Source organism: Barnesiella sp. An22, from assembly GCF_963931395.1.
Lineage (GTDB): Bacteria > Bacteroidota > Bacteroidia > Bacteroidales > Barnesiellaceae > Barnesiella > Barnesiella merdigallinarum.
In genome coordinates, this window is the sequence record NZ_OZ007014.1 from 147,692 (window position 1) to 163,116 (window position 15,425).

Genomic DNA, 15,425 nt, shown 5'->3' on the forward strand with positions numbered 1-15,425 from the left:
TTTTGATATACAAGAATATAATAAGAAGGAGTAAACAGTTTAGAAACAAAGAGTAATATGCGATTGCCTTTTAACAGTGTATTGTATGCCGTAAAAGACTATATGGTCATCATATTCGGCTTGTTGCTGTATGCGCTGGGTTGGGTTGGATTTTTGCTGCCCAACGAAATTACTACCGGCGGTGTGACCGGTATTGCAGCCTTAATCTATTATGGAACGAAGATACCGGTATCGGTGTCGTATTTTACCATCAACGTGGTTCTGTTGTTGGCAGCTATCAAGGTATTGGGACTTAAGTTTTTTGTACGCACGATTTTCAGTGTGTTCATGTGTTCGTTCTTTCTGGGAATACTGCCCGAGTTCATACCTCACTCTCTGGTCGAGGAGCAGCCCTTCATGTCGGCCATCATCGGTGGTATTTTGTGCGGTCTGGGTGTAGGTCTGGTATTCGTGTCGAACGGCAGTACGGGCGGAACCGATATTATCGCCGCCATCGTCAACAAGTACAAAAACATCTCGTTTGCCAAGATGATGATGTATATCGACTTCCTGATCATTGCCAGCTCGTACGTGCTGTTCCACAGCATAGAGAAGATGATTTTCGGTTATGTGGTGATGGGTGTGATGAGCTACACGATGGATATGGTTATCAACGGCAAGCGCCAGTCGGTACAGATACTGATTTTGTCGGACAAGTACGAAGAGATAGCTACGCATGTCAACCAGGATATACATCGGGGTGTAACCGTGCTTGATGGCATGGGATGGTACTCCAAACAGCCCAAGAAGGTGCTGATGATTCTGGCCAAACGTAACGAGTCGGTGAAGATATTCCGGTTGATCAAGTCGATAGACCCCAAGGCCTTCATTTCGCAATCGAATGTCGTAGGCGTTTACGGCGAAGGATTCGACAAGATAAAGACTTGATTCAGAAATATACGACATATTAGGAAAACAGGGAGAGACAGATGTTCTCCCAACCGATAGGTATCTAAAATAAAAAGAGATATTTATCGTTATAGATAAACAGAGGAGGGCAGTTGAATTTTTCGAAGCAGAAATTTGGCTGCATTCTTATTTTTACAAAAAAGGTTTTGATTATGAAACTGGTTTTTGCCACGAATAATAAACACAAGTTGGAAGAAATCTCGGCTATTGTCGGTGATAAGATAGAGATTCTCAGCTTGAACGACATAGGCTGTCACGACGACATACCCGAAACAGCCGATACGTTTGAAGGAAACGCCTTGCAAAAGGCCCGTTATGTGAAGGAGAAATATGGTTACGACTGCTTTGCCGACGATACCGGTTTGCAGGTGGTAGCACTCAACGGCGAGCCCGGTGTATACTCGGCCCGGTATGCCGGCGAGCCTGCCGACTCGGAGAAAAATATAGACAAACTGCTGGCCAATCTGGAAAACCGGATGGATAGAAGAGCCAGTTTCATTACCTGCATAGCCTTGATTCTGGGGGGTGAGGAACATCTGTTCTATGGCGAGATAGATGGAAGTATCATCGACGAACGCAGGGGTTCGTCGGGGTTTGGATACGATTCGGTATTTGTACCCGAAGGTCATGACGAAACCTTTGCCCAGATGGGTGAGGAGCAGAAAAACAAGATTAGTCATCGGGCTCGGGCCGTGAAGAGGTTGTCGGAATTTTTGAATACATTATAATCGTTTGATATGTCAAGGAGAATATCGGCTTTAATAGGTTTCATCGTATTGTCGTTTGCGTTTTTGACGCGGGCGCAGTTGGCTGTGGGTAGCTGGCAGATCTACTCGTCGATGGGCGATCCCGTGAAGGTGATAGATACCGGCGACCGGGTCTATTACGTGTCGGGCATTTCGCTCTTCTGTTTCGACAAGGAGACCGAGGAGATGGAGTCCTACAACAAGAACAACCTGTTGAACGATATAGATGTGGCAAATATCTATTACAACTACGATAAGAACTATCTGGTGGTGGTATATGCCAACTCGAATATCGATATTCTCTACGACAACGGCAAGGTGTACAATATCCCCGATATAAAGAATGCCATTATGACCTCGTCGAAGAGTGTCAACGACGTGAAATTTTACGGCAACCGCATCTACTTGGCTACCGACTTCGGTATTGTTGTACTCAACGACGAGAAGTACGAGGTGAGCGAGTCGTACAACTACGGGAAAAAGATAAATAAAATAGGGGCCAGCAGTAAATATTGGTTTTTGATTTCGGACGAGTCGGTTTGCTACATAGAGAGTACGGCTACGAAATACAGTTTGTCGAACTGGAAAGTGTTGGATTCGGTCGACGGGAATATCATGTACGAAATGCTGTCTTTTAACGACAAGTATTTGCTCTATTCCAAAGGAGGTATTGTTCATTTTTATGACATTACGCAAGACAACCTCTCTTTGTTGGGAACTTTGAGTATGGGTGTGAGATACATAGACCGGTATTACGATAGCTTTGTCCTTAGAGGACTGGTATTTGTGGCTTTCTGTAAACCCGATATTGTGAATGGCCAGATACAGATAGAGAATGTTTTCAATTTTGGCGATCAGTCGGAGTATCTGACAGATGTAGTGACCTCGTCGTATGAAAAGGATCAGTCTATATGGGCTTTGGGTGAATATGGATTGTGCCACTTCAAGATGGAAAATGACCAGGTGACCATGTTGAAAGAGCCTTTTATGCCCAATGTGTCGAATGTAGCCGATCCCTGGAACCTGGTTATAAACGACAACAAGTTGTATGTGAGCAACTCGGGGCCTCGTCGGGGAACCGAAGACCAGTATGCGAAGACTCGCATGAGCGTACTGGATCAAAACAGTTGGACCGCTATCGATTTCGGTGAATTGCCTTTGGTGAACTATAAGCATGCCGCTTCCTTGTACTCGAGTTACAAGATGGCTTTTGCACCCGACGACCCTAATACTTTCTACATAGGTACCTGGTTCGAAGGTATATACAAGTTTACGAACTTCGAGTGTGTAGGCCATTATACGACCGAAAACTCTCCGTTTACGAAGTATATGGATTGGGCATTGAGTGTGCCTGTGGTGACCTTTGACCAGGAGGGTAACTTGTGGGTGGCTCATACCGGCGATGTGGGTGTGTGCATGCTGCCCAAGTCGAAACTGTCGCTCAGTACCGACCAGCTCAAAGTGAGTGACTGGTATCAGTTCAAGTACACCGATATTGCCAATAACAAGTATGCCAAGTTGCTTATACCCAAGCGTTCTACCCCTAAGTGGGTCATCTATGGCGATTGGCCGGGTTGGGTTTTTGCTTTCGACGATAAGGGTACCTACAATACAACAGCCGATGACCGGACTCGAAAGTTGGTTTCGTTTATCGACCAGGACAACAAGACCTTTACCCCCAACTACTACGATTGCATTGCCGAGGATCATAACGGCCAGATTTGGATAGGAACCTCGTCGGGACCTATCGTCATTACGAATCCCGACAATGTCTTTAGTGACAATTTCCGCTGTACCCGCATCAAGATAGCCCGTAACGACGGTACCGACAATGCCGACTATCTGTTGCAGAATATCAACATTACCGATATTTTTATCGACGGTGCCAACCGCAAGTGGATAGGTACCCGCGAGTCGGGGCTCTATGTGGTGAGTGCCGATGGGTCGGAGGTGCTCGAGCACTTTACAACCGAGAACAGCAAGCTGCCGTCGGACTTTGTGACCGAGGTAGTGGTCGACCCGGTGACCGGTATCGCCTATGTGGGGACGACCAGCGGTCTGGCCGCCTATCGTTCCGATGCCGTACAGGTCAGCGAAGATTACAGCAGTGTCTATGCTTTTCCCAACCCGGTACGGCCCGATTACGAGGGGTGGATTTCGGTAACGGGATTGATGGACAACAGTCTGGTGAAGATAACCGACACGGCCGGAAACCTCTTTTTCCAAGGGTATTCCAACGGTGGACAAATTTCGTGGGACGGTCGCGACCGCAACGGCAAGCGGGTGAAAACCGGTGTCTATCTGGTCTTTGCCTCGTCGAGTGCAAGCGGCAGTCAATCGGGAGTGGTTACCAAAATACTGGTTGTCAACTAAACAGGGAGATTATGCACCCGCTTCATCTGTTTCAATATTGTCCCCGGTGCGGTTCGCACCGGTTTGTAGAGAACAACGCTTCGTCGAAGCGTTGCGAAGATTGCGGCTTTGTCTACTACATCAATCCCAAAGCGGCAGTTGCAGCCTTTGTGATGGACAATCGGTCGCGGCTGTTGGTTTGCCGTCGGGCCTTTGAGCCGTCGAAGGGGATGCTTGATTTGCCGGGTGGATTTACCGAGTGCGGCGAGACGGTCGAGGAGGCTGTGGCCCGGGAGCTTTCGGAGGAGATAGGGTGGCACCCCGACCAGATGCGTTACATGTACTCTTTTCCCAACATTTACCGTTATTCGGGTTTCGACGTGCATACGATGGATCTCTTCTTTCTGTGCAAATACAAGGGCGATTCGGGGGCACTGGCCGCACACGACGATGTGGAGTCGTGTTTCTGGCTTTCGCGCGACGAGATTCACCCCGACCGATTTGCCTTCCAGTCGGTACGCCGGGCCATCACGCTCTTATTGAACGACGACGCCTGTTGGCAAGTCGATTAAAACAGATTGGGAAACCACTCTTTCAAGTAGTTTACCCCGATAATCACGAGGTAGTAACGCGAAAATTTGCCGGCCATCATCGAGAGCAGGGTGCCTATGGGGTTGGCCCGCATCAGTCCGAGGGCCACAATCATGATGTCGCCTATGACCGGTATAAAGACAAAGAACCCGAATAGCGAACCTTTGCCCTGGAGGAAATGTTGCATCTTGGCCAGTTTCTCTTCAGGCATCTTCAGGTAGGTGTGTATCCACTCGGTTTTTCCCAGGTAGCCTATGTAGTAGCAAGTGACTCCGCCCAACCAATTGCCCAGCGTGGCCGAAATGACACATCCCCACGGGTCGTATCCGGCGACCAGCAGGACTCCCAGAACCACTTCGGAACTGAATGGTATGATGCTGCCGGCCAGGAAGGCGGCAATAAAGAGTCCTAAATAGGGACTGTCGTAAAAAGAATAAAACTTTATAACGAATTGATTGCCAATGTAATATAAAATTTGTATCTTAGCTAAAGATAAAAAGAATACCTCCAATTGCCCTAGAAAAGCCAAATTTGGAGGTATCGCAAAAATTAATCTGCATGGCTAAGGTACAAAATTTCTCTGAAATATCACCCGATCTTCCTTTCACGGAGTTCGATTTTTATGAATTGTATAGGCGGACGTTCGAGACTAGCGAGCTGGGAAAAATCAGGAAGAGGCTGCCGCTTGGTGAGATGGCAGAGAACTTTGGACTGATAAGCAAGAGCATGAGAGCGAAGAAAGGGCGAAAAACATACTTCACCCCGGAGGGCAAGGTTGCGCTGATGTTCCTGAAGATGTACACAGGTCTGAGCAGCCCGAAGTTGATGGAGCATCTTAACGGCAACGTCCACTATCAGCTCTTCTGCGATGTGAGAATAGACCCGATGCATCCTCTGACGAACTACAAACTTCTGGACGACGTGTTTTCGGAGCTGGCCCGCGGGCTGAAGATCCAACAGCAGCAGGAGATACTGGCAAGAGCCTGGAAACCGTACATGAAGGACCTGGATACGATGTATACGGATGCGACCTGCTACGAGAGCGAGATGCGCTATCCTACGGATGCGAAGCTTCTGTGGGAAGGAATAGAGAAGTCATATGAGATAATGTGCACTCTGAGTGCCAAGCTGAATGTGCACCGTCCGAGGACGAAGTACGTAGACGTAGAGAAGGCCAACCTGTCGTACAGGAAGCGGCGCAGGCATACGAAAGTCCAGACCAGGAAACTGACCAGACGCCTGCTCAACCTTTTGGGGAAGATACTGAAGGAGACCCGCACACTGGAGAGGGAGAATGCAGGCGCGGAGAAATTGCTGACAGCCAGACAGAAGAGCGATATTGAAATCATCACAAGAGTGTACCGCCAGCAGAAGGCCCACTTCGAGAACAACAATCCTCGCGAGAGTGTCAAGGACAGGATAGTGAGCATCAGCAAGCCGTATGTGAGGCCAATCGTGAGAGGCAAGGAAGTGAAGAGCGTAGAGTTCGGTGCGAAGTGCAACAACATCCAGGTTGACGGACTCTCATTCATCGAGAAGCTGTCATTCAATGCCTTCAACGAGGGAACCAGGCTTACGCACTGCCTGAAGATGCACCGAAAGCTCTTCGGTGTGGACGCGAAGAAGGTTGGAGGAGATGCAGGCTATGCCGGCAGCGCCAACAGGGGGTACTGCAAGGATAGAGGAATACAGACGTCATTCGTCAAGCGTGGCCGTCCGTCCTTGGAAAAGAAAGAGAACGACATCATCCGCAACGAGCTGGCGAGGGTGAGGGCAACGAGGATGGAAGGCTCGTTCGGAACGCAGAAGGAACACTATGGCCTGAAACGCATCAAGGCAAGGACGAAGTTGACCGAAATCCTGTACATCTTCTTTGGCATCCACACGGCGAATGCAGTACAGCTCGTCCGGCGGGAAGTCAACGAAATTGCTCAGGCTGCCTGATGTTCGAGGTGAGTGAGAAACGGCCCTTTCACTGGAGTATTGGCTCCAGTTGGGTCCAAAAATGAAAAAAGGGGCTCCGAAACGGAGCCGAAAATATAAAAAGATGAGTTCGATCGGAAAAATTACCGGGACAGTCTGCCGATTGACTCATAATGACGGAATTAAACGACTGTCCCTAAATATCCCCATTCGCTTAGGCTGGCAATAAATTCCATATAAACAGAGCTATGTAAAGGGTGAGTATAAGGTAAAACAGAATTACGCCCGGTTTGCGGTTGCCGTTGTTGGTAAAGAAGAAGGCCGCCTGCATGGAGACTGCCGCATTGAGCACGGGCAGATAATAGGCGTAATGCGTGTAATCGAGTATGAGCAGGAGTGCCGTATAAACCGAAAGCAGGTTTACAAAGCCATTATAGGCCCGTATTTGGCGTTTCTCGTTGAAAGAGGTATAGAGCATGGTCGTACCTGAGAAAAGTCCCAGAAGAGCCGTTAAAACAACAATCCAGAATTGTGGATGGTCATAAGGCAGACTCGCGGGCAGGGCGGGGGTGAAGTCGGGTAGCAGCAACGTCAGTTGCGAGAAGGGTATCAGGTCTATGCCCACAATAAACCAGAAGGGGGTGATGAACCCGATGAGGGCTCCCGACAGCGACTTTACCGACAGGTATCTGATTTGCGAAAAACCTATGAGAAAGAGTGGTACAAAGTAGGCGAACCGGGTACAGAAGAGGGTACCCAATGCCAGGGCTCCGAAGATGAGAAAAGCGGGTTGTGCTCTGTCGGATTGGTAGGATTGGAAAAAGAGAACGAGCAGCAAGAGCAATATCACGGTCGTGACCGTTCCGTCGCCCAACAGGGAGAGGGCGGGGGAGGCGAGCTCGAGCAACAGGAAGAAGAGAAAGGGCAGCAGGGTATGCTTCTGAATAAGGGAGAAGCGGTTGTTGATACGCAGCAGCAAGACTCCGCACAACAGGACGAGCAGGCAGTTTACGACCCGGTTGAGCAGCGCAGGGGCAAGCCATTGTCCGGCTCCGGGCCAGAGCAATCCGCCGTGCGATTCGACCATCGGTAGTGTAGTCAACCGCCCGGTAAGATAAACACCGGTCAGGTAGAGGATAATCCACCAGACCGATGTGTATTTACCGCTTATGAATAGCTTCAGATTCATGATTTCAGAGGTCTGCTCCTATGTCGGAACGGAAATATTTCCCTTCGAAGGAGACCGCTTGGGCACTCTTGAACGAGTTGGCGAGAGCCTCCTCCTTGGTAGCCCCGTAAGAGCTGAGGGCGATGACACGTCCGCCGTTGGTTACAATCTTGCCCTCTTTGAAGGCTGTACCGGCATGGAAGGGGATACTGTCGGTCACCCGGTCGAGACCCGTAATCTCCTTGCCTTTCTCGTAGTGTCCGGGATAGCCGCCCGATACCAGCATGACGGTAACGGCACAGCGAGGATCCTCGACGAGCTCCCGGTCGCACAGATTGCCCTGAGCCACCCCTTCGAGCAGGTCTACCAAGTCGGACTGGATGCGCAGCATCACCACTTCGGTTTCGGGGTCGCCCATACGCACGTTGTACTCGATGACCATGGGTTCGCCGCCTACGTTGATGAGGCCCAGGAAGATGAAACCCTTGTAGGTGATTTTCTCCTCTTTCAGCCCCTCGATGGTGGGTTTCACGATGCGCTCTTCGACCTTTTTCATAAAGTCGGCATTGGCAAAAGGTACGGGCGAAACGGCACCCATACCGCCGGTGTTGAGGCCGGTATCGCCTTCGCCTATGCGTTTGTAGTCTTTGGCTACGGGCAGTATGCGGTAGTCGTTGCCGTCGGTGAGTACGAATACCGAGCACTCGATACCCGAGAGAAACTCTTCGATAACCACGGTTTTGCTGGCACTGCCAAACATCCCGTCGAGCATCTGTTTCAGTTCCTCCTTGGCCTCTTGCAGGTTGTCGATGATGAGCACGCCCTTACCGGCTGCCAGACCGTCGGCCTTGAGTACGTAGGGGGCCTTGAGCGTCTCGAGGAAAGCGTATGCGGCTTCGATGTTTTCGCTCGTGAAGCTCTGATAGCGGGCGGTAGGGATGTGGTGGCGCATCATGAAGCCCTTGGCAAACTCCTTGCTGCCCTCGAGGCGGGCACCCTCTTTCGACGGGCCGATGACGGGGATATGTTTCAGTTCGTCGTGTGCGACGAAATAATCGTATATACCTTTTACCAACGGGTCTTCGGGGCCTACCACCACCATGTCGATGTGGTTTTCCACGGCAAAACGGCCAAGGGCGTCGAAGTCGGTGGCCGATATTTCTACGTTGGTGCCGATAGCGGCGGTCCCGGCATTACCGGGAGCGATGAAGAGGCGGTCGGTTTTGGGACTCTGTTTCAGTTTCCAGGCCAAGGCGCATTCGCGGCCGCCCGAACCTAAGAGCAATATGTTCATGATAGTCGTTATTTAGGGTTTATTTTGAGGTGTCGGTTTCGTCGGTGCGAGGTTTCGTATCCTCGTCGTTGGGTTTGATCGAGGGGCGCTTGAAGGTGACGAATTTCTGGAAAGCCTCGTCGCCGTGCAGCCGCTTGGGTCGTTCGCCTTCGGGTTTGAACCGGTCGCGGTCGCGATGCTCGAAGGGTTTCCCTTGGGGGCGTGCCGAGCGGAAGGGACGTTCCGGACGTTCGCCTCGCTCACCGCGTTCAAATCGTTCGCTTCGTTCGGGGCGTTCGTCGCGGTGGCCGTAGCTCTTTCGCCGGCCGAAGGTCGACTGGTCGCGCGGCCCCGAGCGGCGGGGCGAGTCGTGGCGCTTGTCGAGGTTGTGACCTTCGCCTTTGAACTCCTTGTAGCGGCCGTCGAAAATCTCGTATTTGCGGTATTCGCATTCGAGGGCCCCGTTCATCAGCTCTATCTTCACCGAAGGTTTCAGACCGATGCGGTCGAAACACTCTTTGTGGTAGCTGATAATCCAGGCATCGTACCCCTTGAATACGTGTTTCAGCCGGTTGCCTATCGACTCGTAGAGACCCAGCAGGTCGCTCGACGAGATGCGCTCGCCGTAGGGCGGGTTGGTGATGAGGATTCCCTCGGGCGACGGGGCTGTTTCGTACCGTTGTATAGACATGATTTTGAGGTCGATGTATTTGGCTACGCCGGCACTTTTTATGTTTTGGGTAGCGATGTCGATGGCCCGCGGCGAGATGTCGCTGCCGTATATGCGGTGGGTAAATTCGCGTTCGTGGCTGTCGTCGTTGTAGAGCGATTCGAAGAGTTCTTCGTCGAAATCTTTCCACCGCTCAAAGGCGAAGTTCTTGCGGAAGATGCCGGGATAGGTGTTGGTGGCGATGAGGGCGGCTTCGATGAGGATGGTACCCGAGCCGCACATGGGGTCGATGAGGTCTTTCTCGCCGTGCCAACCGGTCTTGAGAATCATGCCGGCAGCCAGTACCTCGTTGATGGGAGCCTCGGTTTGTCCCACGCGGTAGCCACGCTTGTGGAGCGACTCGCCCGAACTGTCGAGCGAGAGGGTGCAGCTCATGTGCGAGATGTGCAGGTTGAGCACCACCTCGGCCCCGTTGAGGCGTACCGAGGGGCGTTTGCCGTTCTTCTCCATGAAGTAGTCGGCAATGGCATCTTTGGCGCGGTAGGTGACGAATTTGGAGTGTCTGAAACTGTCGGAGTTGGTGACGGAGTCGATCGAGAAGGTGGTCTCGGGCGAGAGCAGTGTCTCCCAGGGGAAAGCCTTCATCTTTTCGTAGACTTCGTCGGGGTCCGAGGCTTCGAACTTATAGATGGGTTTGAGTATTCTCAGAGCCGTTCGGCAGGCCAGATTGGCTTTGTAGAGCAGGGCTTTGTCTCCTGTGAAAGAGACCATTCTCCGGCCCGTTTCCACGTTTTCGCCGCCGAGCTGTCTGATCTCTTCGGCCAGGACATCTTCGAGCCCCTGGAAAGTTTTTGCTACGATTTCAAATTTTTCGGTATTCACGACGCGTGTATATTGTTTGGTTTTTTACTGTTTTGCTTTGGCCTGTACGAGGCGTTCGCCGGGGGCCACATTCTCGGTCACCCAGATGTTACCGCCTATGACAGCCCCCTTGCCGATGGTGATTCGGCCCAGAATGGTGGCGTTGGAGTAGATGATTACATCGTCTTCGATGATGGGGTGGCGGGCGATTCCCTTGATGGGATTGTTGTTCTCGTCGAGCGGGAAGCTGCGGGCACCCAGCGTGACACCCTGGTAGAGTTTCACCCGGTTGCCGATAATCGAGGTGGCTCCGATGACGACACCCGTGCCGTGGTCGATGGCAAAGTATTCGCCTATGGTGGCGGCGGGGTGTATGTCGATACCCGTCTCGGAGTGAGCCATCTCGGTGATGATGCGGGGTATGAGGGGGACTCCCAGTTCGAGCAGTTTGTGGGCGATGCGATAGTTGGCGATGGCCCGTATGGCCGGGTAGCAGAGGATGACCTCGGCCTTGCTCTGTGCGGCCGGGTCGCCGTTGTACATGGCGGTGACGTCGGTCGAGAGTATGCGCCGCATCTCGGGCAGATAGGATATGAAGTTGACCGCCTTCTGTTCGGCTACCCCTTCGAGTTGTTTCGGGTCGTAATGGATAAGGGGGTCGTCGGTCACAAACAGGAGTCCGGCCGAGATTTGACTCACCAGCAGGTCGAACAGTTTTTCGGTGTTGATTCCGGTGTGGTAGAGCAGGTTTTTGTCGCTCACATCGGGCGAACCATAGAAACCGGGGAAGATGAGCGAGCGACAGAGCGCGATGATTTCTTGCAGTTGTTGTCCCGAGGGGAGCATCTCTCCCTTGCAACTCTGGTGGTGCAACTCTTCGAGCGAAAGGAAATCGGACAGTTTCTTGACCGTCTCTTTCAGATTTTCGGCATATTTATAGCTGCTCATGTACAATGTTAACTATTTGATGGAGCCAAGATAGCGCTGTCGGCAGATTGAGGTTCGCACAAGAATATCGCACTGGAGAGCAGCCTATTTTGTATTTGGGAGCAAAGATAAGAAATATAGCCGATAAAGAACTCTTAAAGGGGCAATTCTTATGATTCTTTGAGGATAAGAATCGACTCGGGTCCCATATTCATCAAGAGGTCGAGTATGCTCAGGTCGGGCAGGAAACCATATTTGGGGGCAAACACCTGGTAGTAGGGTTTGAGGTGCATCGAGGGGATAGTCTCGGCAATATTTCGTTTGGGGTGTATGGCTTCGCGCAGGTCTGCTTCGCCAGGGGCGGGTTGGGCATACTGGTCGGTGTATTCAACGTGCGGTTCCAAGCCGATGAGTTCGCAGAGGGTCTGTCGGATGGCTTCGTTGAAGTCGAGCAGAAAGGTGTATCGCTTCTCGAAGAAGGGGCGAATATCGTCCTGGTAATACTCGAAGAAGGGCGACGAGCCGTAGGCCGAGGCGATGGCGTTCCAGTGCAGGTGACGCCACTCCCCGTGGTCGGAGATGCGGATGTCTCGGGTGGGGCACTTGAGGGTATCGGGCTTGACTACCGGCACCGAGAGCGACAGCACACCGTTGGCACCGGCTATGTGGCATCGGTTGCGGTAGGTCTGCTTGGTGTAGTTGCACCACTGTTCAATCACGATGCGGTCGTAGGCAAGCAGGGCCATGTAGTACGACACCGGGGCAAAGTAGGCGGTAGAGAGGTAGGCGGTGGTCATAGCGGTCGGGTGAAGAAACGGTCGGTACGGAACGATTGCCAGAAGGGCTTTTCGGGGTCGCGCGAGTAGCCTATCCACAGCCCTTTGCCCATGAGCAGGGAGTGGGGCAGGGGGCCGAAGGTGCGCGAGTCGGCCATGCCGGCGCGGTTGTCGCCGATGACCCAATAGTAGTCTTGCGAGAGCCGGCACTGGGTGACAATCCGGTCGCCGTGGTAGATTTTGCCCTCTCGACAGGTCACGGGACAGTTTTCGTATTGGGTGAGGAGGTAGGCCAGCATCTCGGCATTCTGCGGGGTGACTCGTATGTTTTTCCCTTTTCGGGGGAGTGTGATTTCGTAGCTGTCGCGGTTGAGGAATACGGGATAGAGCAGCGAATCGGGCGCAAGCTGCTTGCGTACCTTGTCGTAGTCGTAGCGCGAGAGGAAGAGCAGCCGGTCACTGCCCACCTTTCCCTGCTCGACAAATTGCGCCTTGTTTTGGCGCAAGGTGCGGTTCACGTCGTTGCGCATCGAGTCGGGCGAGAGGTAAGCCTCGAGAATGAGCGGGGGTTGGGCTACGGCCTTACGGTTGATAAACAGGAGGTTGCCGGTGCTGCGAATGGTGTCGCCGGGCAGACCTATGCAGCGGGCCATGGCCACCTCGTCGCCGGCACTCTGCGGCTGGTGTAGCGAGGGCAGTGTGAAGACCAGCAGGTCGCGGCGCGCAGGGGTGCGATGGCCCCAGCGGAACGACCACTTGTCGACCCACAGGCGGTCACCCGGCAAGAGGCTGTTCTCCATCTGGCCGGGCGGTACGCGGTAGGGTTCGACCACGAAAAAGCGGACAGACCATACAATCGCGATAATGACAATTACCGTGACCAGAATCGTGCGTATAGTCTCTCGTTTCATCATCTGTTAGTTGACCAGGCTGTCGACCGACCGGAACATGCGGTTGAAGCGAATCTTACCGTCGAAGAGTCCTTTGTCCTTGTCGAGCGAGAGGAATACAAACATGGGTTTGCCCACGATGTGGTCTTCGGGTACGAAGCCCCAGTAGCGGCTGTCGGCCGACTTGTCGCGGTTGTCGCCCAGCATCATGTAGTAGTCCATCTTGAAGGTGTAGGAGTCGGTCTCCTGCCCGTTGATATAGATTTTGCCATCCTTCACTTGCAGGTCGTTGTGCTCGTAGGCGGTGATGGGTCGCTCGTAGATGGGCAGGTTTTCGAGGGTGAGCTTGAGGGTGGCTCCCTTCTTGGGAATCCACACGGGGCCGTAGTCCGAGCGGGTCCAGGTGTTCGAGGTCACCAGCGGGTAGGTCTGTCCGCCCAGGAATCCAGGTTCTTCGACTATCTGCTCGATGGACGGGTCCTTGCGCATCTGGGCAATCATGGCCTGCGTGAGGGGGAGTTCATAGACGGGGTTCATGCTGCCGTCGGGGTTGGGGGTGATGCCCCAACTGGCCAGGTTTTTGCGGGCGTTTTCACTCGAGATGTCGAGGGGGATGCGGTCGTCGACACTGATGCCCCACCGCTCGAAATCGCTGTTGGCCAGGTAGCGGCCGTTGGTTTTCACCAGGTAGTTGAGCTGCATGTGTTTGGGGCGCGGCTGCTTGACGCCGTCGATGTAGATGTCGTTCTTCACGATGCTGAAGGTATCGCCGGGCAATCCCACGCAGCGCTTCACATAGTTTTCGCGACGGTCTACGGGACGGTAGATGATGTCGCCATAGAGTGCCTTGTTGCGGTTCACCGCTTCGCGTCCGTCGTAGAAACAGAGGGTGTAGTAGTCGGGGTTGGGCTGTTTGGTAGCCACGGTATCGCCGGCCGGGAAGTTGAAGACCACGATGTCGTTGCGCTCCACCTTGCCGAAGCCCTTGAGCCGGTGGTAGGGCCACTGGGGCCACTCGATATACGATTTCGTGTTGAGTATGGGCAGGGTGTGCTGGGCCAGGGGGAAGTGCAGCGGGGTGTTGGGTACCCGCGGACCGTAGCTCATCTTGCTCACCAGCAGATAGTCGCCCACCAGCATCGACTTCTCGAGCGACGAGGAGGGTATCTGGTAGTTCTGGAAGATGAAGATGAAGATGAAGTAGACCAGCACCAGGGCGTAGACAATGGCATCGACCCACTCCATGACGGTGCGCACGGCGCGGTTCTTGCTCGTCTTCCACCACCCCCAGGGGATATACTGGGTGAGGTAGATGTCGATGAGGAGCAGGAGGCCGAACAGCACGTAGTAGTTGTTGAGCCAGATGGTCCAGCCGATGTAGATGAGGGCTACGATCGTGAATCGTATCCAGCGGGTCTTTTTGACCCGTTTCAGCCGTTCGGCGAGGCTGTATTTCGAAGCGGTGTTTTGATCCATGACAGGGGATTATTTGAGGAACGAGAAGAGGTCTTGCATGGTGAGGAAACCTTTCTTGCCCACCGTAAACTCGGCGGCAACGACGGCTCCCAGGGCAAATCCTTTGCGGCTCTTGGCCTCGTGAGAGATGCGGATGGTATCGACCTCGCTGTCGTAGGTGATGATATGGGTGCCGGGCACCTCGCCTTCGCGACGGGCTACGACGGGAATGGCGTCGGCCGGGGCAGGCTGGGCCTCGGTCCACGAATGCTTCGAGTCGAGTTGGCCGATAATATCTTCGGCCAGCGTGATGGCGGTGCCGCTGGGGTGGTCGAGCTTGTGCACGTGGTGAATCTCTTCGAGGCTCACTTCGTATTGCGGGAAGTGGTTCATGATGCCGGCCAGGTATTTGTTCACGGCAAAGAAGATGTTCACGCCCAGGCTGAAGTTGGAGGCGTAGAAAAAGGTCTGACCCTTCTCGCAGGCCTCTTTCACTTCGGGCAGATGCTCGAGCCAGCCCGTCGTACCCGATACCACGGGAACACCGGCGGCAAAGGCCCGGCGGTAGTTGCCCAGTGCCACGGTGGGAGCGGTGAACTCGATGGCCACGTCGGCACTCTTGAACTGGGGTGAATCAAAATCGTCCTGGTTGTCTTTATCGATGCGACACACAATTTCGTGTCCGCGAGACAGAGCTATCTCTTCGATGGCATGTCCCATTTTTCCGTATCCAATAAGCGCTATTTTCATATCGAACTTCTGTTACAAAACATCTCGGTTTATACCGGTTTATTCAATAAGGTTCATTTAATTTGCATATATGCAGAGACAAAGATAGTAAAAGA

General features: G+C 52.9%; 14 protein-coding genes. 5 read left to right on the forward strand and 9 right to left on the reverse strand.

Annotated elements, in window-relative coordinates:
* Nucleotides 1–57: 57 nt before the first annotated feature.
* The 4 genes from ABGT88_RS00585 (at nt 58) to ABGT88_RS00600 (ending at nt 4,618) form a co-directional block, all read left to right on the forward strand.
* Nucleotides 58–927, forward strand: coding sequence for a YitT family protein (locus tag ABGT88_RS00585; RefSeq protein ID WP_087407901.1), 870 nt, complete (start codon nt 58–60; stop codon nt 925–927).
* A 173-nt stretch (nt 928–1,100) separates the two neighbouring features.
* The gene (locus tag ABGT88_RS00590; RefSeq protein WP_087407900.1) at nt 1,101–1,676 is read left to right on the forward strand and encodes a non-canonical purine NTP diphosphatase; all 576 of its coding nucleotides are present in this window, start codon (nt 1,101–1,103) and stop codon (nt 1,674–1,676) included.
* Between the two features lie 9 nt (nt 1,677–1,685).
* The gene (locus ABGT88_RS00595; protein WP_346699847.1) at nt 1,686–4,067 is read left to right on the forward strand and encodes a two-component regulator propeller domain-containing protein; all 2,382 of its coding nucleotides are present in this window, start codon (nt 1,686–1,688) and stop codon (nt 4,065–4,067) included.
* An 11-nt stretch (nt 4,068–4,078) separates the two neighbouring features.
* Nucleotides 4,079–4,618, forward strand: a complete 540-nt coding sequence (locus ABGT88_RS00600) for an NUDIX domain-containing protein (RefSeq protein WP_087407898.1) — start codon at nt 4,079–4,081, stop codon at nt 4,616–4,618.
* On the opposite strand, the gene ABGT88_RS00605 is transcribed toward ABGT88_RS00600, so the two are convergent.
* The gene (locus tag ABGT88_RS00605; protein WP_346699849.1) at nt 4,615–4,992 is read right to left on the reverse strand and encodes a DedA family protein; all 378 of its coding nucleotides are present in this window, start codon (nt 4,990–4,992) and stop codon (nt 4,615–4,617) included. The genes ABGT88_RS00600 and ABGT88_RS00605 overlap by 4 nt on opposite strands.
* Nucleotides 4,993–5,195: 203 nt before the next feature.
* Between ABGT88_RS00605 and ABGT88_RS00610 the strand changes: the two genes are divergently transcribed.
* Nucleotides 5,196–6,581: a transposase gene (locus ABGT88_RS00610; protein ID WP_346699851.1), complete on the forward strand. Its 1,386-nt coding sequence runs from the start codon at nt 5,196–5,198 to the stop codon at nt 6,579–6,581.
* 193 nt (nt 6,582–6,774) lie between these two features.
* Here the strand turns inward: ABGT88_RS00610 and ABGT88_RS00615 are convergent, their stop codons facing one another.
* From ABGT88_RS00615 to ABGT88_RS00650, 8 genes are all read right to left on the reverse strand, one after another.
* Nucleotides 6,775–7,749 carry a hypothetical protein gene (locus ABGT88_RS00615; protein WP_258326903.1) on the reverse strand — a complete coding sequence of 325 codons (975 nt, stop codon included), beginning with the start codon at nt 7,747–7,749 and terminating at the stop codon, nt 6,775–6,777.
* Nucleotides 7,750–7,753: 4 nt separating this feature from the next.
* A complete protein-coding gene (gene purD / locus ABGT88_RS00620) occupies nt 7,754–9,022 on the reverse strand; it encodes a phosphoribosylamine--glycine ligase (protein ID WP_087407895.1) in 1,269 nt (422 codons plus the stop codon).
* A gap of 19 nt (nt 9,023–9,041) precedes the next feature.
* Entirely contained in the window at nt 9,042–10,553 is a 1,512-nt protein-coding gene (locus ABGT88_RS00625; RefSeq protein WP_346699854.1) for a THUMP domain-containing protein, read from the reverse strand.
* 24 nt (nt 10,554–10,577) lie between these two features.
* Entirely contained in the window at nt 10,578–11,480 is a 903-nt protein-coding gene (gene epsC / locus ABGT88_RS00630; RefSeq protein ID WP_087407893.1) for a serine O-acetyltransferase EpsC, read from the reverse strand.
* Nucleotides 11,481–11,629: 149 nt separating this feature from the next.
* Nucleotides 11,630–12,256, reverse strand: a complete 627-nt coding sequence (locus ABGT88_RS00635; protein WP_258326905.1) for a WbqC family protein — start codon at nt 12,254–12,256, stop codon at nt 11,630–11,632.
* Nucleotides 12,253–13,149: a signal peptidase I gene (lepB, locus tag ABGT88_RS00640; RefSeq protein ID WP_258326906.1), complete on the reverse strand. Its 897-nt coding sequence runs from the start codon at nt 13,147–13,149 to the stop codon at nt 12,253–12,255. The genes ABGT88_RS00635 and lepB overlap by 4 nt, the downstream gene beginning before the upstream one ends.
* Nucleotides 13,150–13,152: 3 nt before the next feature.
* Nucleotides 13,153–14,559 carry a S26 family signal peptidase gene (locus ABGT88_RS00645; protein ID WP_346702791.1) on the reverse strand — a complete coding sequence of 469 codons (1,407 nt, stop codon included), beginning with the start codon at nt 14,557–14,559 and terminating at the stop codon, nt 13,153–13,155.
* A 51-nt stretch (nt 14,560–14,610) separates the two neighbouring features.
* Nucleotides 14,611–15,330: a 4-hydroxy-tetrahydrodipicolinate reductase gene (locus ABGT88_RS00650; protein ID WP_087407890.1), complete on the reverse strand. Its 720-nt coding sequence runs from the start codon at nt 15,328–15,330 to the stop codon at nt 14,611–14,613.
* Between the last annotated feature and the right edge of the window lie 95 nt (nt 15,331–15,425).